The organism is Facklamia sp. P12932, assembly GCF_050409545.1.
GTDB lineage: Bacteria > Bacillota > Bacilli > Lactobacillales > Aerococcaceae > Facklamia.
The window spans coordinates 147,938-172,634 of record NZ_JBNUPG010000004.1 but is presented as its reverse complement, the minus strand read 5'-3'; the positions used below and the strand labels follow the sequence as shown (position 1 = coordinate 172,634).

Sequence of the window (24,697 nt, the reverse complement as noted above, 5' to 3'; positions counted from 1 at the left end):
ACAGAAGCTCCCTATTTTTATTTGTTTTATGTCACATATGTATTATCGTCTAACATTTATGACTAGTCTTAGTGATTTTTCTATATAATTTTCTTTTTTGCCCTTATTCTTTTAAAAAATAACTACAAACTTAATTTATTTATCTTTGGTAGTGGTTTTTCTACTAGTCGTTTTATCTTTTGTTGTTACTTTTTAGCGCTTTTTTCCTTTTCATAAATATTTGAGGGATTATCTAAATCAATATTTTGTTTATCTTGATTACCTTCTTGAGCAGCCTTAATAAGAGTATAAGTTGACATCTTATAAGCATCACTTGCAATATTTGTTTTATTGGTACTATCACAAGCAGCTAATACAAGAATGGTAATAAGAAATAAACTTACTCTTAAAAATGGGCTTTTTAATTTTCTAAGTTTTCCTTTCTAATTGCTTGTCTTATAACTAGTTAAATCTTAGTCAACCCTTGTGCGATTGTCTAGTCAATCCCCTTATTCTAGCTAGTCTAATTTAAAATAAAAAACAGCCAATCTGGCTGAACTCTCTAAAAAGTATTTTTTAAAAAAATATGAGATTTTTTGCTAAAAATCTTTAGCTTTATTACAAATACCGCCGGAGGGAATCGAACCCCCATCGAAAGAACCGGAATCTTCCGTGATATCCATTACACTACGGCGGCCTAACGATTACCTATTATACCAAACTCAAATTGCTAAAAGCAAGAAATAAGCCAATAAAAAAGGACTAACAATTAATGATGCTAGTCCTATTATAAAAATAAGATTGTAAAAATTATCCACTATTGGTCCATGATTGAACCTTGTCTAGACCTAAGGTAAATTATTGGTGTGGTTGTGCCATCTGGATGAAGACGCTCAATTAAAATCAAACCTGCGTCATTGGCATAATAGATACGGATTGTATCTCCGTTATTCTTTGCCATCTCTTCAACAAGCAAAACATCAGTATAAATTTCTTGACCAATTGTTAGCGAGTCCACCCTACCAATTACTTTTTTCTTAATTTCTTCTTGATAGCCTGATTTAAAAATTGTTCCTTCACTTATATCTACAGGTAGAATGAGTGAAACATTGTCATCTGAAGCATCAGCGGAATACCTCAGGTCTTCCACTACCGTATAATTATCAAAGTAAGCGAGTTCATATAGACCATCGGGCTTAATTTGATAAACGTAGGCTACGGCTTTTGTATCTGTAAACTCTGCGACTTGAAAAACTCCATTTGCATCAGGCATGAATTCCATGATGATATCTTTAGTAAAGTATTCACTTCCATCTCCCACGTATTGATAATTTAAATAATGCACATAAGGAATGAGTTGCTTAAATAGACCGACATCAGGTAGAGGGTCAAAAACAGCTTCATTACTTGTTTCAAAAATTTCTTGACTAGACGGCTCGTCAGTTTGCTCTATCCCTACTTGCTCTTCTGTCGTTTCCTCTTGGCCGTGAACTATTGCTAAAGGATTTAAATTAAAAACCAGGAAAATGCCTAAAAGAGTTAAGAGCAGGTACATTTTTTGAAATTTACTTTTATTCAAATTCATTCTACCTCCCATGTAATTGTTATTATATCTATAATATATCCTTCTTCAACATAACTATTATATCATAGCTAGTTTAAAGGAGGCTTGAGTTAAAATGGAATATTTAATGAAATTAAGCCTGTAACACGCTAATCTTATGAATTTTTTATGAAGACTCATTTTAAGATGTTATTAATAGCGTTTTCTAAAATCCTTATGATATGCTATAGAGACAAGACGTAAGTTAAAGGAGAGAGAAAAATGACAAATTGTATTTTTTGTAAGATTATCAACGGAGAGGTTCCTAGCGCTAAGGTCTATGAAGATGATGAGGTCTTTGCCTTTTTAGATATCACTCAAGTTACCAAAGGACATACTTTAGTCATACCAAAGAAACATGTTAAAGATATTTTTGAGTATGATCCAGAGTTAGCAAGTACCGTTTTTAGTCGAATTCCGAAAATTGCCGACGCCATTAAAAAAAGCATACCAGGTGTTAAGGGCATGAATATTCTCAATAACAATGGAGAAGTCGCCTATCAATCTGTTTTCCATTCACACATTCACCTGATTCCACGTTATCATAAAGAAGAAGGATTTAAATTACATTTTGAAGACCATTCAGATGGTTACACTCAGGATGAATTTCAGCAATTGGCAGCATCAATTAAACAAACAATAGAAAGTGGCGATTAGTATGAAAAATTTCCCACAAGGTTTTCTAACTGGCTTAGCTCTTGGAGTACTAGCGGGGTTAATGAATGCTAAACAATCTGGTGAGAAAACAAGACATCAACTAAAAAAGACTTATAAAGATTTTAAAGTTGATTTCCAACAAGTTGATCAAGACTATGCCCGTTTTCATTCAGCTATTCAGTCATTGACTGCAGAAGCTAAGCAAACTATGGACTTTATTTCTCATTTAACCAATCAAACTAAACAAAAAGTCATGGATGAAACAGAACCTAGAATAAGAAGAATTAAAGAAAATGTTAAGCAATTAAATGAAGATATTGAGGGAATGTCTTCAGCTAATTTAAACTCATATAAGAATTAAATTCAGGTTTTAATTTATAAAAATTATGATGTTTTTTAGAATTTCTAGCTTATATTATCTTTTCTAATCATTAAGTGTTAAGATATATTTATGCTTATGTTATAGCAAATTATAGTAGAACTATAGGAGTGAAAATTAATATGAAAAAATCAATCCGTACTTGGATTTTAACAGCAGCAAGTGTCGCACTTGTTGCATTGCCGAATTTAACAAGCGTTTCAGCTCAAGAGGGTGTAATTGCCACTATTGGAGAGACAACTATCACTGCTGAAGATTTTTATCAAGATATGAAAGAACAATTTGGCTCTACTGCTCTACGCTCAAAAATTATTGAAGCTGTTTTAATTGAAAATGTAGAAGACGCTGAAGGAGCTAAAACAAGAGCTGCTGAAGAAGTTCAGTCACAAATTCAAGAATTAGGTGGAGAAGAGGTATTCCAACAATTCTTATCTTACCAACAATTAGGTAGCGCTGAACAATATGAATACCAATTATATATCCGTAATCTTTTACAAGAAATTGTTGAAGGTCGCATCGATATGTCAGATGAAGCCATTCAAAATTTCTATGATAATGATTACCAACCAATGATGGAAGCACAGCATATTCTAGTTGATACGGAAGAAGAAGCTTTAAATGCTATTGAACGCATCAATAATGGCGAAGAATTCGATACCGTTGCTCAAGAATTATCTAAAGATGGTTCTGCAGAAAATGGTGGATTATTAGCCCCTTTCTCGCCAGGACAAATGGTTCCAGAATTTGAAGAAGCAGTTAAGTCTTTAGCTAATGGAGAAATGACGAGCGAACCTGTTCAATCTGAATTTGGCTACCACGTTATTAAAACAATCAACAATGGTGAAAAGAAACCATTAGAAGAGAGTAAAGAAGAAGTAGTTGAAGCATATAAACAAAGTAAGTATGCTGACTCTAACTTTACCTATGGAATTGTCGGAGAGCTTATTAAAAACTCTGACTTAAAGATTGAAGATCCTGAATTAAAAAATGCAGTAGATGATTTAATCAATTTAGCTGACCAACCAGAGGATGCTTCTGCTGAGGAAGTACCTGCTGCTGAAGAGGCTCCTGCTGAAGAAGCGCCAGCCGAATAGAAACTATTTTAAATATAAAAAGGTTGAGGAAAATCCTCAACCTTTTTTGTTTTACTGTATTAAAATATTAAAGCGTTTCACGTGATTTTTGCTCTTTAATTAAGTTATTAACTTCTGCCATCAATGCTTTCGGCAAGTCTTTAGTATCCATTAATTCATTATGAACAATAAAGTGTTCAAGTTCATAAAGATTTATAATCCATGGAGCTACATCCTCAGCATTGGCTTCTTCTCTATCAGCAAACCAATATTCAAAAGTAAAGAGCGTAGTATCTTTTTCTCCAGGATCAATTGTTAGAACCATATCGTCATTTTTCCATAAATAGGCCAATAAATGTCCTTCTTCAACATCTGTTAACATCAAATGATGCGCTTGTCCATTTCTTGTTACTTTAAATGACCCACCTGGTTTGCAGTCAATCATCCTCATATCTGACTTCCACTTAGATAAGTATTCATTATCAGTCAAATGGTTCCATACTGCTTCCGGAGTTGCATTAATTTCTCCTTCAAAGAATAGAGAAAAACCAAGATCAGTTTGAGGGTTTTCTACTTGTTCATGGTGACAACCACATCCATGATGGTAGTTATGTTCTGCATGATGATGGCATCCACATAAGTGCTCAGAGTTCGATTTAGAATGATTAACTTGGCATTGACTCTCATGATTAGACGCATGATTTTTGCAATTACATTTCTTTGGATTGCTATTATCTGTCATTTATTTGCCTACTTTCTGAAATTTGGTTTATAAAAACTACGACGATCCAATGGGAAAATTTGAGCACTTTCTTGACCTTCTTGTGTCTTATCTAAAACAGACAAAATCATATTAACAGTAGCATCTAAATTATCAATATGGTGAAGAATTTCTGCTTCAAGAATACGCGGTTGAACAGGACTACCATATTCCAATTTACCATGATGTGCTAGTACAACGTGCTTTAATAAAACAACGGCTTCTTTATTAGGATCAATACCAATTTGTTGACATACTTGTTCAATCATTTCTGACATAATGACGATATGACCTAACATTTTACCTTTAAAAGTATATTCGGTTGAGATAGCTCCAGATAGTTCAATTGTTTTGCCGATATCGTGAAGTATCAGTCCACCAATAAGTAGGCTAGAATTTATTTGCGGATAGATAGCCAAAAGTGCTCTAGCAATTTTCAACATAGAAACAGTATGATAACTTAAACCGCCTGCCATTGCATGATGGTTTCTTTTAGCAGCTGGATAGCTGTAAAAAGCTTCTTCATGTTCACTCAAAATTTTTCGCACAATTCGATTAATATTCGGTTCTTGAATGAGAAATAAAGCGTCATTAATCTGTTCTTTTATATCATCAATTTTCATAGAAATTCGTTCAACATAAAGTGTTGGATCGTTGGGTTCTCCTTCTTCAGCTAAACGAAGTGCTTTAATTTTTACTTGAGGACTTCCTTGATAAGTATCCCGATTAGCTCTCAGAAAAACAACCTTACCGACTTGGAATTTGTTAATTTCTTCTTCAGTAGCAGACCAATACATACCATCCATAGATCCAGAACGGTCTTGAAAACGGAAGGCAATAAATGGTTTGCCATTTCTAGCGGTTCTCACATCTGCTGCTTTAATAAGAACATAAATTCCAAATTCGTCTCCTTCATTAATCTCATATAATAAACTCATTTAGCTCTCCTCCTGGGTTGAATTCGTTTCTATTAGCTCGTCTAAGTTAATCATCGAATCAATCGCTAATGTATCCGCAGCCATTTGATCAAAAGTAAAGAATAAAACTTGATGATTTTGACTGATGGTCTCTAAAACTTTATACATGCTTGCTTTACGTATTTCGTCGAAGTTCACAAAAGCATCGTCGATTATGATAGGCATTGATACCATTGAAGAGGCATTCACTATAAAAGCTAAACGTAGAGCGACATATAATTGCTCCAAGGTTCCTTGCGAAAGTTCATGAGGTGAAAACAGCACATCTGAAAACTGTTTAACTTTGATTCCAGTTTTATTCAATTTAATTTGATCATAACGCCCATAGGTTAATTTAGAAAAAATTTCATTAGCCATTTTATTCATTTCAGGAATCGGATTATCCATTCCTTGTCTTAATGTTTGATAGATTAAATCGACAGCAATTTTTTTCTTACTCCACTCTTGAACATATTTAATGATTTCTGCTTTCTTATCTTCCAGTTTTTGTTGTAAGACTTGATAACTTCCATCTTGCTCAAGCTGATTTAAAGCCACTTCAATATTTGCACGCTGATATTGATGAGGTTGTACACGACTTTTATTAAGCGTTAATTCATTTTGAACCTTATTATATTGATTGATTAATGACTGTTTACTTTCGATAGCTGACATCTCATTTTCATAACCTCTAATCTGCTCACTATACAAGTGACGTTTTTCTTTGAGTTGCTGAATTTGATTATTGGCTTGAACTTTTTGTCTAAAGTCAACTTGGTCAAAGGAGTTTGTTGATTGATAAATTGATTCAATGATTTCTTGCTGCTCTTGTAGATGTTTTTTCTCTTGAGCAATGATATCTTGAGCATTTCTTATACGTTCCTCCATCGCTTTACCACGTTCCACTTGACGGGCGATTGAAACTTCAGTTTCTTCAACGTGGTGTATAAGAACCTTGATACTTTGATCTCCCAAAGGAAAACGCTCAAGTAGTGGAGCGATTTGTTTGCGCCATTTGGCAATCTCGACATTGAGGTCATTTCGCTCTTCTTCATATTGTTGACGAATTGTTTCAGCTTGAAAGTACTCTTTAACCGGATTCGATTTAAGAACAATTTCTGCATCTGCAGTTGGATAAAAGCCTAAGGCAACTAACCATCGTTGCTGCTCTTGTCTTTTTCTGACTAAGTTTTCTTCAACCGATCGAAGATTGGCTTCTCGTTGATTGATGTCTTGACCTAGTTCTTGACTTCTATCTTGATAATGGCGCTCTTTTCTTTGTAATTCAGCCATTTTCTCAATTGCTGGAGAGGAATGAAATTTCTTTTTATATTTTAGATGCTCAAAGAAGACATAAGCGGTTGAAAGTATACCTAATCCGATTAAAATCAAAGCAATCCAACGGAAATTCGCCCCTGTCTGATTAAGTAAATGATAAATACCCATTGCTAGTCCTAAAATGATTGAAAGAGCCCCTATAAGATAATGCCTAATATTTGTAGCTTGTTGTAATTGAGCTCTTTCATTCATACGCATACTTTCTAGTTTTGCGTGCTGCTGTCTAACTGTGACAGAGTAGGTTTGCAATTCTTTTCGCTGATCTAGGAAAACTTTTCTCTCTGCTTGAATAGAATCTTTTTGTCCTTCAAAATCATCTATGGCCGCTTGAATTTCGTAACCTTGCTCGATTTCACGGTCAAACTCTGAGGACTTCTTTACTTTTTCAGGATAAAACTGTCCTTCACGAGCCAGTCGAGCCATAGTATTGGTTTGTTCTTGAATTCTTTCTAAAACGTGTTCTAAACGTAAATCCACCTTTTTAATATGGGCGGTATCACTTGACCATTGTCTCCTTTGGTCTTCGTGGTTTTTTCCCCAATTTAGACGGGTTAGGGTACTCATTTCATTGTTTAAATTGTGAATACGCTCTTGCATTTGTTGTATAGTCTTTTGACTATCATTTTTGGTCCGAACAGCCTCTTCTAATTTTTCTGGCATATCCTTATCCATTTTAGTAAAAACTAATTGCTCTAACTCTCTTTGAGCGACGAGGTCTTTTTGATAAATATCAAACCTTGTCATCAACTGATCCAATTGTCTTTGCTTTTCTTCTAAATCATGAATAGACTGATTAAGACCTTCAATTTGATCTATTTCAGCTTGCTGTTGGTCGAACAGGTCATCATACTTCGCCATATTTTGCTTCATTTTCTCAATGGATTGACTAAGTTCTTCAAATTCCAATAACGCTTGATTAAGTTTAGGATTTTTCCCCTTTAATTTATAAAGTTGCCCCAGATCTTTTTCGAAATATTTAGCCACAGAAAGAAATTTATCTGATCCAACCGTTCCGATTGATAGGAAATAATCACCCAATTTTTCTGCATCAACATTTGACAGTTCCTGCAAATTTTGCAGTGAAAAGGCATAAAAGGAGTCAAAGAGGTTTTCATCTAATCCACTTAAGATTTGATCTAACACTAGTTGTTCAAGCTCATGCCCTTTTGTATCTGTTAAAGTTAGACCTCTATTAGTTCTTTCCACCCAAATATCTCCATGGCTAGTTTCTTTTAAAAGAATTCTGCCCCCATATACTTCACTAAGTTTGGGTTCATAGCGATTAATTTGATTGACCCGTCGATGTTTAGAAGGAAATCCGAAAAGAATACTTCGAATAAAAGATTGGAGTGTTGATTTCCCAGCTTCGTTCTGACCAAAAATCAACTGTAATTGATCATCTAAATCAAAGCGTTGATTAACCCATTTACCGTATCCATAGATATCAAGGGTGCTAATCTTCACTATCAATCGCCTCCTTAAATTCAAATCCGATTGCTTGAATCATTAACTCTTGTGCTGATCGAATAGATTCCTTCTTCAATTCTTCATCCAATGATAAATCTGACATCCTTTGCTTAATAATTGGGTGGTCAAATAATTCTGCTAGACTTTCATGATATGCTTTACCTTCTTGCATATCTTGACAAGCCGCTTGGAAGCTAGTTTTTAATGTTTTATCATATTCGAAGGCATCTAATACCATTTGACGCTCAAGCTTTACCCTAACAATAATCGCGAATTTTTCGATCGACTGGGGTTCAGTGAGTATCGATTCAACCTCACCTTTTTCAATTTGTTCTTGTATATCGATTGGCAAACGTTGTGCATTTTTTAAAGTTAAAGAAATAATCTTCGAAGGTAGGCCCTTATCAACCTCATCTTTAAAGTTATTGACTAAGGATTCTATCGCCCATAACAAATCATTAACTTGCCAGTTTTCCTGACACTCTATGATTTCATCTCTCCATTCAATTTCAGCTAAATGAATAAATTCAGATTTTACCTTTTGATCGACTTCTAAGGTGACTAAATAGGCTCCCTTGTCGCCAATCTCCAGGCGATTTCTACCTTGAGGACTACCAGCATATTGAATAAGCGGGAATGTGGATAAAGTATTTGCCTGATGGATATGTCCAAGAGCCCAGTAATCATAATTTTTTGAGATTAGTTGCTCCAATGTAAAAGGAGCATAATTTCCCTTTTGCGTCGTACTTAACAATTCCCCGTGATATAAACCTACGGTAAAGTCCGTTTCATTGTTTTTTGCAGGGAATTCTTGGGCCTTGGACTCATGAATCCAACGTTTATTATAAGAAAAACCATAGAAGCGACAAGTTTGATTATCATTTGTCTTTATATCGATATGGTCAATCGACTCATCTTTAAAGACGTAAACATTTTCAGGATATTGCATCAGTAAGCGTTGGTTATTAAGAAAGTCATGATTCCCATGACAAATAACCACTGGGATTTCTGCTGCTTTCAGTCGTTCTAATTCTTTTAAAAAAGCATGTTGAGCATAAATTGTTTGTTTTTGAGTATCATAAATATCTCCTACAATAACAACAGCGTCTACATCTTCTTTAATAGCGTATGAAACGCCTCGATGGAATGCCTTATATGGAGCTTGGATTAGAACTTCTTGTAAGCTAGGGTATTGTTTTTGCATTCCAGCAAAGGGGCTATCTAAATGTAGGTCAGCAAAATGCATGAAACGCATCTCGGTCTCCTCTCTCCAAAATAATTGGTTGATAAAAGCAACTGAAAGAACCTCGAAAGATAATTGTTCGATGGCTTCCAGTTGCCAAATTCAAATTTATTCAGTTGGCGCTTGATATAAGTCTTGTAGTGGCTTGGTAATAATTTGATTGATTTCTTCCATTAGAAATCCGAGTTGTTGTTCGTTTTCCATTAACTTCTTAATTGAAGGGTTTTCCATTACTTTTGCATACAAGTTTTGAACTTCTGTGATTTTCTCTTCACTCGGCTGTTCAGTCATTGTCTGAAGTGACTGTGAGACCTGACGAAACTCTTCAAACAACTGATTGCTTTCAGGATCTTTCTTTATTTCTTCGAGTGCCGATTTTACATTCAAATAAGCTGGCAACTGTCGTAATTCGCGTTCTAAAGTGTTAGCTGTATCATAAATATTAATGTTCATAATAACCTCATTTCTATATGATAATAGTATCAATTTTTAGTCTTTTTTTCAATCAAACTGAGGTGAAAGCACCCATTTTTATTGGGCGTTTTTTAAATAGGTAGGTCTAAGTTTTCGATCCAATTGATAACCTCTTGTGTTTTTTCACTACTAAAAGATTTAACCTTTTCCCAAAGATTACTTCCGTTCTCTTTAAGTGTTGAAAAAAGTTCTCCGTCAAAGTTGAAATCAACATTTTCCAACCAATCACCACCCATTTTACCATTGGTATCTGCTTCTATTTGCGAAGCGTAGCTGACATCAAATGGTGTTTGTGGCGAGTATGCCATCATGTAAGAAGTTTGACTATTAAATAATCTCCCCATGCCAGTTGGCATAATTTCATCCAAATTAGCACTTTCTACGTCATCCAGACCAATCCATGTCGCTATCGCAAAATCTGGGGTATAACCAACCATCCAACGGTCTCGCGTTTGGGTTGAACCGTCTGATACTTCAGTTGTTCCTGTTTTACCAGCAATCAAACCTGTATTAGGGCCTGCGCCATATCCAGTACCATTGCCACCATATGTATCTAACATCATGCTGGTCATATCTGCGGCAATCGTTTTGGTCATGATTAAGTGACGTTTAGGTTTTTCGTTATCATATACAACTTTCCCAGAAATATCTTCAATTCGTCGAATAAAGTAAGATTCATTTCTTATTCCCTTATTAGCAAAAGTCGCATAAGCTGAGGCTAATTGCACAGGGCTTACTCCTGTCGAAAAAGCCCCTAAGGCCAAGGTCAACTGCTGGTCTTGTTGGGGAACTTCAATACCAAATTGATGCAGTTTATCGACTGCGGTTTGAATTCCTAATTTATCTAGTAAATAAACAGCGGATGTATTTTTACTTTGTGATAAAGCATAGTATAAGGGGACTTCTCCTCTAGGATCCGTTTGACGATTAAAGTTTTCTGGAGCAAATTGATCCTTACCATAAGCCTTAACAACATCAGGAACCATCGAATGCATATTAAATCCATTCTCAAGAGCTGGTAAATAAACTGCTAAGGGCTTAATGGTCGATCCAGGAGCACGATACATATCGCTAGCACGGTTAAAGCCGCGATAGACATATTCTCCTCTTCCTCCATAAATTGCCATAATTCCCCCAGTACGAGTATCAACTATCGCACTTGCGCTTTGAACAATCGGCGCATCATATGCCCCATCATTAAATAAATAAGCATTCTCTTGATAAGCGTTATTAAGACCTTGTTGAGCATTGATATCTAAATTAGTATAAATTCGATAGCCCTTGGACATAAGGTCTTCTTCAGGGATGTTTACCTTACGAATAGCTTCATTGATCACCGCATCAAAGTAAAATGGATATTCATGTCCAGAACTGGCTGGAACATAATTGTCTAAAAGAGGTATAGACATTGCTTTGTAATCCTCTGCGTTAGAAAATGAGATAACCCCTTCATCAGCCAAAAGATCAGCAATGACATTTCGTCGGTCAATAGCTGCTTGATAATCATCAATTGGATTATATAAGGAAGGACCTTTTAAGATACCGGTTAGAACCATTGATTGATTCTGATCTAATTGGTAAGCATTAATGCCAAAGTATTTTTGAGCCGCATCTTGAATGCCCCAGACTCCATTACCAAAGTAGGCATTGTTTAAATACATTTCAAGAATTTGATCTTTTGAATAAGTTTTCTCAATTTCAAGTGCTAGAAACAATTCTTTTAATTTACGTTGAAAAGTTTGATCCAAGCTGAGAAAAGCATTTTTAGCTAATTGCTGTGTTAAGGTGGAGCCTCCCCCACCAGAAGTATTGCGATTAATAACTAAACGCAAAAACGCTCGACCAATTCCAATTGTATCGAATCCATTGTGATCATAAAAGCGCTTGTCTTCAGTTTTAACAACTGTTTCTTGCATTAAGGGAGATATCTCATCTAAGGTCACATAGCTTCCTTTTTGCGATAAGAGTGTACCTACATATTGATCTTGTTTGTCATAGATTTCTGTTTTTGTTTGCAGGGAATCTTGCAGTTGTTTAACATCAGTCGTTTTCGCAATAAAAACCAAATAAGAGGTTAAGAATAAGGTAAGTGATAAAGCAATAAACACTAACCACTTCCATCCTCGGTAATAGCGCCAAATATTTTTGATCCCTTGAAATATTTTATGTTTACTCGATTGCATTTTAAATTTCTCCATTTAATCATTCACCTACTTTGTTAATTCTATCCTAGACAGAATTATATCGACCGCCTTCCAACTAAAGGCCGAGGTCAATCTTTTTATTAAATTATACTAAATGATTAAGAAAATTTATGAAAGATTGTATGACTTTTGCCTAAGTATTCAAATAGCCATCTAACTGATGTCTCAATGAAACATTTTTAGAAGGCTAATAATTGAAAATTAATTAAATTCTATAAATTGACAGATGTATTTAAAAGTTCATCATAAACAGCTTTATATGCTTTAGCAGGTGCAGTCCAAGAGAAATCTTTACCCATGGCTTGCTTCACTAACTTCTGCCAAACTTCCTTTTGATTAATAAAAATATCTAAGGCCATATTAATGGTAAAAAGTAAATTGTCGCGGTTAAAACCTTTAAATGAAAAACCGGTTCCCTGGCCAGTATATTTATTATAAGCTTCGACAGTATCTTTTAAGCCTCCTGTCTCATGCACCAGAGGCAGTGTGCCATAGCGCATGGCAATCATTTGCGAGAGACCACAAGGTTCAAAAGCAGATGGCATCAAGAAAATATCGCTGGCAGCATATATTTGCTGAGCCAGTCCAAGATCAAATTGAATGCAAGCTCTCAGTTGATCAGGGTATTTCTGCTCGAAATAGCGAAATGAATCTTCAAAGTGTTGGTCTCCAGTACCTAAAATAACCATTTGAACATTTTGTTGCAGTAAATCATCCATAATTTGCTCAACTAATTGCAAACCTTTTTGGTCTGTCAGCCGGCTGACGATTCCAATTAAAGGGATCTGATTATCTTGTTTAAGAGTAAGTTGCCTTTGAAGGTAGCTTTTTACTTTAGCTTTGTTTGAAAGATCTGATTGATCATAATGATAAGGCAAATAGCTGTCTGTCTTGGGATTATTGATTTCTAGATCGATTCCATTAATAATTCCTTTAAGTTTCCATTCATTTCGCCTTAATACTGCATCTAAACCTTCACCAAATTCTGGAGTTAATATTTCTTGAGCGTAGGTCGGACTGACCGTTGTTACTCGATCGGCAAAGTTAATACCACCCTTAAGGTAATTCATATTGTTGTGGTACTTCAAACCATCGTCGGTAAAGGTATTAAAGCCAGTGCCAAAGACATTCGAAAGCATGGATGCATCATAAATCCCTTGAAAACGTAAATTGTGAATAGTGAGTACTTTTCGAATATTTTTTAAGGATTCCTTCCAGTGATAACGATCGATTAAAAGAGCGGGTATCATAGCCGTTTGCCAATCATTGCAATGAATAATTTCTGGTATCCAATTAATTACTTCCAGCATTTCAATGATAGCAGTTGAAAAATAGGCAAAGCGTTCGCCATCATCCCATTCTCCATATAAAGAAGCGCGATCAAAATAAGCCAAATTATCAATGAAGTAATAGGTTACTCCATGGTCCTTCAATTGCTTAATTCCACAGTAGACATTTCGTTGCCCCAGTTGGAAACGAAAATGTGCAATTTCTTCTAGCTGTTGCGCATATTCATTAGCCATTTGACTATAGAAAGGAAGCACCACACGAACATCAAGCTCGGGTTCCTTCGCTAACTCTTTTGGCAATGCAGAAGCGACATCTCCTAGACCTCCTGTTTTAAAGAAAGGAGCCGCTTCAGCTGAGGCATAAAGTATTTTCATTTAAATCCTCCTAATCTACCCTTGCATCCACAATTTCATTTTTAGCTTTTACAATTAATTTATCAGGGCGTCCACGAATCACTGTGCCGGGCTTAACCACGACATTTTTATCTAAAATGGCGTACTCTACTGTGGCTCCCTCTCCAATTTCAACCCCTTGTTGAATAATTGAATTTCTCACACTAGCATTCTCCCCAATTTGAACTCGCCGATTAATTAAAGAGTCGATTACTTCACCGTAAACGGTCGTTCCAGTTGCTAAAATTGCATTTCGCACATAGGAACGCTCATGGTAATAGGTTGGAATTCCATTTTTGGATTTGGTACGAACAGCCTGATCCGTATGGAATAAAGCTGCAAAGGATAAATGGTTTAACATGTCCATATTGGCTTGATAGTAGGCTTCTACCGTATTAATATTTGCGGTATAACCAGTATATTCATAAGGATGAATGCTATAATCCAATAAATAAAACTGAATAAGATCATCTATTTCAAGATACTGCTCTTCTCTATCAGCTCGGTCAATTAAAGCTAAAAGAATGTCTACAGATAGAAAATACATATCTAAGCTGGAACTAACGGATGCAAGAGCGGGTTTTTCTGAGTTAGGTAATAGATCGACGATATTTTTTTCTTCATCAAACGCAACGATGCGTTCGTTGGGATGGTCCATCCCTATAGTCGATGCAATCACATTTTTATAAACTAAAGTTACATCTTTCTTACTTCTAATGTGCGATTGACGTAAGTCATTAATATTTAAATTAGCGATAATCTTCGATCCAGATACAAAGACATACTTAGCTTTCGATCTTTCTAAGAAGATTCGATGATTATAATAGTAGTCTTCATGGTCGTTCTCTCGATGATAACGCGCCTTCCAGTCTTGTTGAGAGAAGGTGAAAATACCTCCTCTAATCCGTGAATCAAGATTCCATGAGGCTCCTGAGCGGATATGATCATACAGAGAGCGTCCGGACTCACCAATAAACATAGCCACCGATTGAACTTGAGCGTAAGAAAGAGAAGATAAAATAAAATCAATAATGCGATAACGACTCGCAAATGGCAAAGCTGCGATAGGACGATTATAAGTTAAAGGATATAGAGGTTGATTGTCTTCTGTTAAATTTAAAATTGCACAAGTCTTATGCTGAACCATTTAATTCTTCCTTTCTATCTGATCGCCAAAACCGACAACTGCAATGTCTCTTTCTGTTCCAATCACCATTGCTCCATCTGCTATTCGAGCATTCTCGCCAACAATTGCATACTCAATTCGACAAGATGCTCCAATCCTAGCATTAGCCATGATCACCGAATCGGTAATCTGAGAATCCAGCCCCACCTTTACGTTTTCGGAAAGAATAGACCGGTGAATTTCTCCTGATACATAACATCCATCAGTAACAAAGGAATCATAGATCGCCGCATGGTCCGTCACTACTTGCGGAGGTAGAACCGGATTATTCGAGTAGACACGCCAATCAGGATTGGAGTGATAGAGTGGGTGATCTTGATTCAAAATCTCCATATTTGCTTCCCATAAGGATGAAATAGTTCCCACATCTTTCCAGTAACCGTCAAAGGCATAAGCATAAGATGCTTCATCATTGGCTAAATAAAGTGGAATAACGTGTTTACCAAAATCTTCTAATTGATTATCTTGATCTTGATCTTCAATTAAATAGTTACGTAATTTCTGCCAATTGAAAATGTAGATCCCCATTGAAGCCAAATTTGATTGTGGCTGATCAGGTTTTTCCTCGAATTCAACGATACGATCATTTTTATCTGTGTTCATAATTCCAAAGCGTGTTGCCTCTTTGATAGGCACAGGTTTCACAGCAACTGTTAAAGAAGCGCCTTTTTCTTTATGAAAATCTAACATCTTTGAATAATCCATTTTATAAATATGATCTCCAGATAAAATTAAAACATATTCTGGATTAACAGAATCGATATAGGTTATGTTCTGATAAATAGCATTTGATGTCCCTTTAAACCACTTTTCTCCATCAGTGGATGAATAAGGTTGTAAAATAGTTGTGCCACCACCGCTAGCATTAAAGCCCCAAGCCTCCCCATTAGCGATATGACCATTTAATTCTAGAGGTTGGTACTGAGTAATGACCCCCACTTTATGAATGTTAGAATTTGCACAGTTACTTAAAGCAAAGTCAATAATACGATACCTTCCTCCAAATGGCACTGCGGGCTTAGCAATCTGCTTGGTCAAAACGCCCAACCTACTTCCTTGACCTCCGGCTAGTATCATCGCAATCATTTCATCTTTCATTTTAGCGTTTGGATACTAACTGCTTAGCATCCTTCTCCTTTCTATCTTGATGCAAATTTATATGTTCAATAAATTGAACGGATAAAGCTGGAACTTCAATCAAACAACAATAATCTTGCTTACAACAGCTTTTATTTTTTGCTTGGTAAAACTTTTGCCAATTTTGTTGATAACCTGCAAATTGATCTGCTTGACTATTAAGATAGACAAGAAAATCTCCACTTTCAGGGACACCTAATTCCACATCATAATAATGATTTTTTGAAAAATTAATCATTATCACAGAGTATGATTGTTTATTTTTAGACCAACGAATAAAACTTAGCAATCCTCTCTCTAAATCATCCGCATCCAAAACTGTTATTCCTTCTGGATGATGATCCAATTGATAAAATTCTGGCCTATTTAAGCCAATCTTATTGATGGTTCGCATAAACGTTTGATATTCACTATTATATTCTTGCTTTAGTCCTTGCCAATCTAATTCTTCATAATAGCGCCACTCTATAAATTGTCCCAATTCATTACCCATAAAATGAAGTTTTTTACCAGGTTGAGCTAACATATAGGCATGTAAAAGTCTCAAATCAGCAAATTGATCATAGCGACTACCTGGCATTTTAGCTAGCAAGGATTTTTTCCCATGAACAACCTCATCATGAGAGAAAGGAAGTAAGTAACGTTCTTTAAATTGATACATAAAAACAAAAGTAATGAGACGTAATTGAGCTGGCCTTTGATTGTAAGGAAGTTGGAAAAACCGTAAGACATCATTCATCCAACCCATATTCCATTTATAATCAAAACCCAATCCTCCATGAGCAATATCCAAAGTTATTCCGCTAGATGAAGTGGCTTCTTCAGCAATCATATAAACCTCAGGATAGTAATCTTGAACCCATTGATTCATTATGCGTAAGAAATGATAGCCTTCAAGGTTGTCATTTCCTCCATATTTATTAGGCGTCCAGGGACCTTGATCAAAGTCGAGATAAAGAATATTTGAAATAGCATCTGCTCGAATACCATCCAAATGAAATTCAGACAGCCAATAATTTAAATTTGAGATTAGAAAAGATTGTACCTGTAATTTTCCAAGGTCAAAATTTAAACTACCCCAGCTAATATTTTTAGCTCGTTGAGGATCTGCATACTCATAACAAGCCTGACCATCAAAATATGCCAAAGCATTCGCATTTTGATTGAAATGACCAGGTACCCAATCAAGAATGACACCAATGCCTTCTTGATGAGCATAATTAACGAAATATTTAAAATCTTCATTACTTCCATATTGACCAGCGACTGCATAATAGCCGGTTACCTGATAGCCCCAAGAAGGAGCATAAGGAAAGGCAGTTAGAGGCATAAACTCAATGTAGTTATAACCCATTTCTTTAACATAAGGAACTAAACTGTGAGCTAACTCTTTAAAAGAATAAGATCTTCCATCGGGATGCTGTCGCCATGAACTCTGATGAACTTCATAAATTTGTAAAGGACTGTCAAATTTATCTTTAGCCTTGCGTGCTTTTAGCCACTTTTGATCATTCCATGGGAATGGTGTGAGATCTTCGATAATCGATGCATCTTGAGGGGGTTTTTCAAATCGCATAGCGTAAGGATCAATTTTATATTCAATGTGATTATTTCCATGATCCATTCCATATTTATAACAATGTCCTGCTTGAGCGTTTTCAACATATAGACTCCATACACCGCCATCAAGTTTTTCCATCCATAGATTTTTCCAATTAGAAAAATCGCCTTGTAAATATACCTGCCAAGCATTGGGTGCCCATACACTAAACTGATAACCTTTTGAATTTGACTGAACCTGCTTGGCACCTAAAAAATGATAGGCTTGGTCATGCAATTGTGTTGAAAACTTTTCTATTTCTTTGTTTAAGCTACTTCGATCCAAGGAAAATGTCATTGGCAACCTTCCATTCTTATAATTGATAAGTTTGAGACGGACTATTAAGTGAATTAGGTAACTTGTTCAATTACCAATATTGTAACGGAACGCCCTCTATTTTAAAAGAATAATCCCATGACAACGCCCATTTTAAAGTCAAAATGATATGTTCATTAATATTGAAATTATTTAGCTATAAATATTAAAAATTTAAGCTCTAAAACTCTTGTTTTTTAAATTCATACAAAAAAGCCTCTAACTGACTGAATTTCAGAAAGTTAAAGGCTCTTTTATAAGGGACACTCCATAAGAGTGTCGGTGAGTAACTAGTACTCACGAATCGCAAAATATCCTAAGATACTGCAAGTTGCAGTTCACAGCTCCAACTTGCTCTGTCGCCTTCCTGGCTTGAGCTCTTAGCTCTAGACAGCTTGCTTCCAATCTACCAGATTGTATTCGACTCATCGCATGTATAAATCTTACCATAAGCAACGGGCATAGACAAGCTTATACTGCTAAGTTTTTATTATCCATCACTTCCAGTCGATAGCCATCAGGGTCAGATACAAAGAAGTAAGAAGCTTTTTGACCTGGAAGTCCTTTGAGCTCTGTTGTTTCGTAACCAGCTTCCTTACACTTTTGATGTTGCGCTTGAAGATTATCCACTCCAATAGCCATGTGAGAGAATCCATCTCCGATAGTATAGCCTTCCGAGTCATAGTTATAGGTTAACTCTAATTCAAAATCTGATCCAGGAACTTGTAAATAAAGCAAATCGAACTGATGTTCTGGAAAGCGACGATCACGCATCACTTTAAAATCAAAAACTTCCGTATAGAAAGTCAAGCTCGCTTTTCTATCTTTAATTCGATAGCAAGTATGTAACAATTTTTGTGTCATTATAATTCCTCCTGTATTTTTTACATATCTAGGCTTTGGAAAGCCATTGGTACAAGTTCACTGACTGTTGTTTGATAGATGGATTGGTCCTTACGTGTTAAATAGACAGGAGTGTCAGGCTCTGCCATTTCTACCAATACTTGACGGCAAATTGAGCAAGGCATTAAAAAGTCTTCCGTATCCCCTGCTACTGCAATTGCCTCAATAAAACCTGGACGGTATCCTTCGGATACAGCCGTAAAGATTGCTGAGCGCTCTGCACAATTAGTAGCACCAAAGGACACATTTTCAATATTAACACCTGTATAAACTTTACCGTCCTTAGTTAACAATGCTGCTCCAACGGGAAAATTTGAGTATGGGCAATAGGCTCTTTTTACTGCTTCACGAGCTTGTTCCATCAAAGAATTAATTGTTGTTTGATCCACTTTGATCCTTCTTCCTGTGTGTGATAATTAGTGATTTTATTCATCAATTTGAAGATTAATAATTTGATCTTGTTGTATACTTGCAATTAATTGGCGGATATTATCCGAAAAGCTCACCCATGAATAATAAGAAAAGCCAGTCATCATATAATATGCCGCACTATCAGCTGAACCGAGGTCTTCTTCAATTTCTGCTACTGTGATAGAACCATTGTTTTCATAATCTGTTAGCAGAGACTGGAAATCTTTACCTTCTTTAAAACAATTTTCATCGAAATAATGGAAATTAGCTTGCAACAATTGTTCTTCACTATAAATAAAGTTAAGATAGACTAAATTATTTTTAGAAAGAAAGTAATATTCGTCCGACTCTAAGTTATCTTGCTTTTTGCTCTTACTTGCTTGTCCTAATTGTTCGATAATAGATTCTCGAGAAAAATTATCAGCCGTAATCTCTGTCTGGATTCTGGATTGATAAAGCTTAATTTGATCTTCAAGACTTATAATATTATCTTGATAGTCATCAAATGCAACTATTTCAGACTCAGCTAAGGAAGCGGGTATCATGCCCTTTATTTTCTCTTCTAGAGGACGCTTATCGTCTTCTAAATCCTCTGACTTTTCATCTGTTGGATCAGGAATTTCTTTCTTTTCTGCTAATTCAAGGGTTAGTTGAGAATTGATGCCCTCAATCTTTTGGCTTTTTAAAAATTCATTGATCAGATAGTCTGATAAAACCGCTTGCTCTCTAAAATAAGCTAAACGATAGTCATCTTGCTTGTCTTTAGACGATACTTCTACTAACAGGCCGTCATCTTCCATAATATTCCCTTGCAGACTGGCCATTATTTGAAAATCTTTGGCAACAGCACGAGCTATTTCAATGGATTGATTTTGTTCTTCAATAAATTCGAGGGCCCCATAATATTGACTGGCTAGATAGACTAACTGATCGACTTGATAGATAGCAATTAATTCCATACCATATGGGGCATCTTCTCTTAAAAGGAAGGACTCCATACGGTAATTTTCTTCTAAATCGAGGGTCGTTCTTTTAGGTTCTAGATCATATTTCTTAGCCAATTGTTCTACTTTATACTCCACATCAAACTCTGTTAAGGAATCTTTTAAGGTTCGTAACTGTTGATCTTCTTGATCACTAACTTCAGTTGTTAAGTCATTTACTATCTCAATAGACATGTCATAAAAATCAGACTCCGTTTGGGCGTGGCTAGTCGGCAGTCTTAAAAAGAGGCTGAAAATAATGAAGGTAATACTTATAACTATTCTCTTGAAGACTTGTTTACTTTTTTTCATTAATTGTATCCAAATCATAGATTAACCGATCCTCAGAATATAAAACAGGAATACCCACATTGCCATTTTTTTTAACTTCATCGAATTCATTACGACTATCTCTTAATTTAAGAAACTCTTTTAAATTCTTCATTGAATCAGTTATATTGACTGCTTTGTAGCTCACTTCCATTTGATCTAAGCGGCTAATAAAAGCCTCCGTATTCGGACATTTATCAGAAAAATAAACTATGTTCATAACTTTTCCTCCTATATCATACTAATATTATTATACAATAGATTCCTCAAAAGACCTACTCAAGCATCATGCTAACTTTCATTGAAAATTTTACCAAGAAGGGCTAAACTGAAAAAGTATTGAACTATGGAGGGCAATTTATGAAAAAAACAATTGATTGGATTTGGCGCTTTGTCAAAGGCATGTTCATTGGATCAGGCTTTATTTTACCCGGAGTCTCTGGTGGTGCTTTAGCGGCAATTTTTGGTTTATATGAACGAATTATCCGTTTTCTAGCTAATATCACCAAAGACTTCGTTGAAAACATCATTTTCTTCATACCTGTCGGTTTAGGTGCCCTGTTTGGCATAGTCATCCTATCCTTCGGGGTTAGCCATGTTCTCGAAAATTATGAAACTTATGTCATGTGGTTTTTTGTAGGATGCATAGTGGGTATGATTCCTTCACTGTGGAAAGAAGCTAGTCAAGAAGGACGCAATCAGTCAGATTTGATTGTAATGGTTCTTTCTTTTATTGCGGCCTTATGTTTGCTTATATTTGGACAATCATGGTTTGGCGGACAGCTTTCAGCAAACTTCTTTACTTGGATGATCGCAGGTGCTTTGATTGCATTAGGAGTTCTGATTCCGGGATTGAGCCCTTCAAATTTTATTCTTTACATGGGCATGTACAAGCTAATGTCTGATGGGTTCAAAAGTTTAGACCTGACTGTAATTATTCCAATTGGAGTTGGTGGTCTATTAACAATACTGCTCTTGTCTAAACTAATTGAGAGAATTTTTGACCGCTACTATGCAAAGTTCTTCCACTTTATTTTCGGTGTTGTTCTGGCATCTACCTTTATGATCATTCCAACCGAATACACAAGTTTTCAACTTACTGACTATGCAATTTGCGGCCTCATGCTCTTATTAGGAAGTGCTTTAGGTTGGTGGATGGCACGCTTAGAAGAGAAGTATAAAAAAATTAATTAATTATAAATATTCACACTCCACCCTATTCATCAGCTTTAATCGATGGATAGGGACTTTTTTCGTCCCATTCAGTAGTAGATTAAATTGCAGGTCATTGCCCTTTCACTTATAATGAAGAAGACAAAAGGATATTTGAATTTTGTTATAAAACGATTCTTTTCAATAAATCGCTATAAAGGAGAAACTTATGACTTTACTAGAGCGTTATACTCAAGACCTCTTTCAAAAAAAAGTTTATGATTGTGATAATAAAGAACTATATACCGTATTAATGGAAGTGGTAAAAGATGAATCTCGCCGATTACCCTACCGAGATCAAGACCAAAAGCGAAAACTCTATTACTTTTCTGCAGAATTCTTAATTGGAAAAGTATTGAGTAACAATTTAATTAATTTAGGTATTTACAATCAAATTAATAACGAATTAATCGCTAACGGAAAGAACTTAATGGACATAGAACATGCTGAAAGAGAACCTTCCTTAGGAAACGGCGGCCTCGGTAGACTCGCTGCTTGTTTCGTCGATTCTATTACCAAGATGGGGATTAATGGTGATGGAATTGGCTTGAATTATCATTTTGGTTTATTCAAACAAGAGTTTTTTGATAATCAACAACACACCGTGCCAGATGCATGGTTAACTGGTCAAGACTGGATTAAAAAATCTCACCTGACTTTCGAAGTCCCCTATGCTTCTTTCACTCTAAAATCAACTCTGTATGACTTAGATGTTTTAGGTTATAAACAAACTCATCGTAATCGCTTGCGTCTATTTGATTTAGACACTGTCAATGAGTCTATTGTTTCTGAAGACTCAATTGATTTTGATAAGACAAATATTAAAGAAAACCTTACACTCTTCCTCTATCCTGATGATTCAGACCATGAAGGAAGATTGCTACGGATTTATCAACAATATTTTATGGTTTCAAATGGAGCGCAACTTGTTCTACATGAAGCTAAAGAAAAAGGTAGCAATTTACATGATTTAGCTGATTATGCCGTTATTCAAATCAATGATACCCATCCAAGCTTTATAATTCCTGAATTAGTGCGCCTTTTAATGAAGGAAGGCATTGACTTTGAAGAAGCCTATCAAATTGTGACTAAGATTACTGCTTTTACAAATCATACTATTTTAGCCGAAGCCTTAGAAACTTGGCCTTTCAATGATATTCAATTAATCATGCCAGAAATCGCCAATATTATTCAACGGCTCGACCAAGTGATTAGAAAACACTATCCCGATCAGGCTGAAGTTTGGATTATTGATAATTCAAATTATGTCCACATGGCTCATTTAGCCATTCACTTTGGTTTTTCTGTCAACGGTGTCGCAGAATTACATACTGAAATCTTAAAAACAACGGCTTTAAAACCTTTTTATGAGATCTATCCTGACAAGTTCCACAATATGACCAATGGCATCACCTTCCGCCGTTGGGTAATGGGCGCTAACAAGGAACTTTCAGAATATCTAGACCTTAAAATCGGAACGCTTTGGCATAGAAATGCTGATCTTTCACAATTTATAGATTTTAAAGACGATGAGCGCACATTAAGTAAACTAAGAGCCATCAAACACAATAACAAGATGCGGTTGAAGAAAAGATTGCAAGACCGAATGAAGATTACAATTAATGAACACTCAATTATTGATATTCAAATCAAACGATTCCACGAATATAAACGACAACAGATGAATGCTTTATGGGTGATTCATAAATATTTAGATATTAAAAAGGGGAATATTCCTGAAACACCTATTACCGTTATTTTTGGAGGAAAAGCTGCACCCGCCTATACAATTGCACAAGATATTATTCATCTTATCTTAACTTTGTCACAATTGATTAGTTTAGATAAGGTGGTTGCTCCACACTTACAAGTAATAATGGTTGAAAATTATAATGTTACCAATGCTTCCTATCTTATTCCGGCAGCCGATATTTCTGAACAAATTTCCTTGGCTTCAAAAGAAGCTTCGGGTACAGGAAATATGAAATTTATGGCAAACGGTGCCCTAACGATTGGTACCTTAGATGGTGCTAATGTTGAAATTTTTGAAAAAGTTGGCCAAGATAATATCTATATTTTTGGAAAAGAAAGTCAGGAAATTATTCAACTCTATAAAAGTAATGGTTATTCATCCAATGAATATTATCAAAGAGAAACGATCAAACCTCTAGTAGACTTCATTGTTTCCCATGGTATGTTGTATTTTGGTAACGAAGAGCGTTTAAACCGTCTGCATCAGGAGTTAATTCATAAGGATTATTTTATGACTTTGATTGATTTAGAAGACTATATTGCAACTAAGGAACAGATGCTAAGAGACTATGAGGATATTGACACTTGGTATCAAAAATCAGTTGTTAATATTGCAAATTCTGGCTTCTTCTCAAGTGATCGGACCATTGGAGACTATAATGATGCCATTTGGCATTTGCCGGTCTCTTATGGTGATGAATAAATGAAAAGAGAGGGTGTTTTATCTATTATTAAACGGTAGCTCTCCTATCTAATTAATTGAATAAGACTATTTAAATAAATCTTTCTTAGCGCTGATCTTTTGATAATTCAATTAGGTAAAGACACTCGATAATATCATTCTACTCAATGTAACACCTACTAAATCAGAAATAACTTTAGAGAATGGATATTTTTTACAATTAGTTTCAAAATATGCTATGAAGAAAGAATAGAAGAAAAGCTATTACCTTTATTTAAATCTTTTTCTTATAAAATTTTTTATTCATAACTTAGTTCTATTTGCATAATTATTAAAAAATGTTTTCGTGATTTATGGAATGTAAGGAGACA

The 24,697-nt window shown here is 35.4% G+C and carries 20 protein-coding genes and 1 tRNA gene; 5 read left to right on the top strand and 16 right to left on the bottom strand.

What is annotated here, in order from left to right:
• Positions 1-604: 604 nt before the first annotated feature.
• Together ACQV2P_RS03325 and ACQV2P_RS03320 are read right to left on the bottom strand one after the other, a co-directional pair.
• A tRNA-Arg gene (locus ACQV2P_RS03325) sits at positions 605-676 on the bottom strand.
• 120 nt (positions 677-796) lie between these two features.
• Complete coding sequence (locus ACQV2P_RS03320; protein ID WP_428881699.1) at positions 797-1,564, bottom strand: hypothetical protein; 768 nt, start codon at positions 1,562-1,564, stop codon at positions 797-799.
• A gap of 240 nt (positions 1,565-1,804) precedes the next feature.
• Between ACQV2P_RS03320 and ACQV2P_RS03315 the strand changes: the two genes are divergently transcribed.
• From ACQV2P_RS03315 to ACQV2P_RS03305, 3 genes are all read left to right on the top strand, one after another.
• Complete coding sequence (locus ACQV2P_RS03315; RefSeq protein ID WP_428874644.1) at positions 1,805-2,239, top strand: HIT family protein; 435 nt, start codon at positions 1,805-1,807, stop codon at positions 2,237-2,239.
• A gap of 1 nt (position 2,240) precedes the next feature.
• Positions 2,241-2,600 carry a YtxH domain-containing protein gene (locus ACQV2P_RS03310; protein WP_428872935.1) on the top strand — a complete coding sequence of 120 codons (360 nt, stop codon included), beginning with the start codon at positions 2,241-2,243 and terminating at the stop codon, positions 2,598-2,600.
• Positions 2,601-2,740: 140 nt separating this feature from the next.
• Positions 2,741-3,712, top strand: a complete 972-nt coding sequence (locus tag ACQV2P_RS03305; protein ID WP_428885091.1) for a peptidylprolyl isomerase — start codon at positions 2,741-2,743, stop codon at positions 3,710-3,712.
• A gap of 67 nt (positions 3,713-3,779) precedes the next feature.
• Here ACQV2P_RS03305 and ACQV2P_RS03300 read toward each other — a convergent pair whose 3' ends face one another.
• The 14 genes from ACQV2P_RS03300 to ACQV2P_RS03235 all read right to left on the bottom strand — a co-directional run bounded on the left by ACQV2P_RS03300 (position 3,780) and on the right by ACQV2P_RS03235 (position 20,900).
• Positions 3,780-4,433: an SRPBCC domain-containing protein gene (locus tag ACQV2P_RS03300; RefSeq protein ID WP_428885092.1), complete on the bottom strand. Its 654-nt coding sequence runs from the start codon at positions 4,431-4,433 to the stop codon at positions 3,780-3,782.
• An 8-nt stretch (positions 4,434-4,441) separates the two neighbouring features.
• Positions 4,442-5,389, bottom strand: a complete 948-nt coding sequence (locus ACQV2P_RS03295; protein ID WP_428872931.1) for a 3'-5' exoribonuclease YhaM family protein — start codon at positions 5,387-5,389, stop codon at positions 4,442-4,444.
• A complete protein-coding gene (locus ACQV2P_RS03290; RefSeq protein WP_428872930.1) occupies positions 5,390-8,209 on the bottom strand; it encodes an AAA family ATPase in 2,820 nt (939 codons plus the stop codon).
• Positions 8,199-9,467, bottom strand: a complete 1,269-nt coding sequence (locus tag ACQV2P_RS03285; RefSeq protein WP_428885093.1) for a metallophosphoesterase family protein — start codon at positions 9,465-9,467, stop codon at positions 8,199-8,201. Before ACQV2P_RS03285 ends, ACQV2P_RS03290 begins: the two co-directional genes overlap by 11 nt.
• 96 nt (positions 9,468-9,563) lie before the next feature.
• On the bottom strand, positions 9,564-9,908 hold the full coding sequence (locus ACQV2P_RS03280) for a YlbF family regulator (RefSeq protein ID WP_428872927.1): 345 nt from the start codon (positions 9,906-9,908) through the stop codon (positions 9,564-9,566).
• Positions 9,909-10,000: 92 nt separating this feature from the next.
• Entirely contained in the window at positions 10,001-12,127 is a 2,127-nt protein-coding gene (locus ACQV2P_RS03275; RefSeq protein ID WP_428894629.1) for a transglycosylase domain-containing protein, read from the bottom strand.
• A gap of 218 nt (positions 12,128-12,345) precedes the next feature.
• The gene (gene glgA / locus ACQV2P_RS03270; protein WP_428874638.1) at positions 12,346-13,797 is read right to left on the bottom strand and encodes a glycogen synthase GlgA; all 1,452 of its coding nucleotides are present in this window, start codon (positions 13,795-13,797) and stop codon (positions 12,346-12,348) included.
• Between the two features lie 10 nt (positions 13,798-13,807).
• Positions 13,808-14,962, bottom strand: a complete 1,155-nt coding sequence (gene glgD, locus ACQV2P_RS03265) for a glucose-1-phosphate adenylyltransferase subunit GlgD (RefSeq protein WP_428872924.1) — start codon at positions 14,960-14,962, stop codon at positions 13,808-13,810.
• Positions 14,963-16,099, bottom strand: coding sequence for a glucose-1-phosphate adenylyltransferase (locus ACQV2P_RS03260; protein ID WP_428872923.1), 1,137 nt, complete (start codon positions 16,097-16,099; stop codon positions 14,963-14,965).
• Position 16,100: 1 nt separating this feature from the next.
• Complete coding sequence (glgB, locus tag ACQV2P_RS03255) at positions 16,101-18,035, bottom strand: 1,4-alpha-glucan branching protein GlgB (RefSeq protein WP_428894628.1); 1,935 nt, start codon at positions 18,033-18,035, stop codon at positions 16,101-16,103.
• 489 nt (positions 18,036-18,524) lie between these two features.
• Positions 18,525-18,917 carry a lactoylglutathione lyase gene (gene gloA / locus ACQV2P_RS03250; protein ID WP_428874635.1) on the bottom strand — a complete coding sequence of 131 codons (393 nt, stop codon included), beginning with the start codon at positions 18,915-18,917 and terminating at the stop codon, positions 18,525-18,527.
• A 20-nt stretch (positions 18,918-18,937) separates the two neighbouring features.
• Positions 18,938-19,345 (bottom strand): cytidine deaminase, encoded by a 408-nt coding sequence (cdd, locus tag ACQV2P_RS03245; RefSeq protein ID WP_428872834.1) that lies wholly within the window; start codon positions 19,343-19,345, stop codon positions 18,938-18,940.
• Positions 19,346-19,381: 36 nt separating this feature from the next.
• On the bottom strand, positions 19,382-20,662 hold the full coding sequence (locus ACQV2P_RS03240) for a hypothetical protein (RefSeq protein ID WP_428881690.1): 1,281 nt from the start codon (positions 20,660-20,662) through the stop codon (positions 19,382-19,384).
• Positions 20,649-20,900 carry a hypothetical protein gene (locus ACQV2P_RS03235; protein WP_428881688.1) on the bottom strand — a complete coding sequence of 84 codons (252 nt, stop codon included), beginning with the start codon at positions 20,898-20,900 and terminating at the stop codon, positions 20,649-20,651. Before ACQV2P_RS03235 ends, ACQV2P_RS03240 begins: the two co-directional genes overlap by 14 nt.
• Positions 20,901-21,040: 140 nt before the next feature.
• On the opposite strand from ACQV2P_RS03235, the gene ACQV2P_RS03230 reads away from it, so the two are divergent.
• Positions 21,041-21,874, top strand: a complete 834-nt coding sequence (locus ACQV2P_RS03230) for a DUF368 domain-containing protein (protein ID WP_428894627.1) — start codon at positions 21,041-21,043, stop codon at positions 21,872-21,874.
• A gap of 187 nt (positions 21,875-22,061) precedes the next feature.
• Positions 22,062-24,347 carry a glycogen/starch/alpha-glucan phosphorylase gene (locus ACQV2P_RS03225; RefSeq protein ID WP_428894626.1) on the top strand — a complete coding sequence of 762 codons (2,286 nt, stop codon included), beginning with the start codon at positions 22,062-22,064 and terminating at the stop codon, positions 24,345-24,347.
• Positions 24,348-24,697 lie beyond the last annotated feature (350 nt).